Annotated in this window: 1 protein-coding gene; it reads left to right on the top strand. The window is 66.0% G+C overall.

Translation table 11 applies throughout. The annotated features are described in order from the left end of the window. On the top strand, positions 1 to 479 hold a 479-nt coding region (locus tag QSJ97_RS24695), incomplete at both ends, for an NAD(P)-binding domain-containing protein (protein WP_285675160.1).

The raw sequence follows: 479 nt of genomic DNA, 5'->3' as shown, positions 1-479 counted from the left end.
CTCAGGGCGAACAAGCAATACGACGAGACGTTCGACCACGTGATCGTCGCCTCGGGGCATTTCTCGACCCCGAACGTGCCGGCCTTCGAGGGGCTCGAGAGCTTCAACGGCCGGGTGCTGCACGCGCATGACTTCCGCGACGCGGTGGAGTTCCGCGACAAGGACATCCTGATCATCGGCACCTCCTATTCGGCGGAGGATATCGGCTCGCAGTGCTGGAAATACGGCTGCAGGTCGGTGACGGTGAGCCACCGCACGGCGCCGATGGGCTACAAGTGGCCGGAGAACTGGACCGAGGTGCCGCTGCTCGAGCGGGTCGAGCCGAACAGCCGGACGGTGCATTTCCGCGACGGCAGCAGCCGCGAGGTCGACGCGATCATCCTGTGCACCGGCTATCTGCACCATTTCCCGTTCCTGCCGGACGACCTGCGGCTGCGGACCGCGAACCGCCTGGCCGCGGCGGATCTCTACAAGGGCGT

This window comes from Paralimibaculum aggregatum (assembly GCF_030270585.1).
Taxonomy (GTDB): domain Bacteria; phylum Pseudomonadota; class Alphaproteobacteria; order Rhodobacterales; family Rhodobacteraceae; genus Thermohalobaculum; species Thermohalobaculum aggregatum.
This window is presented reverse-complemented; position numbering and strand designations above follow the sequence as displayed.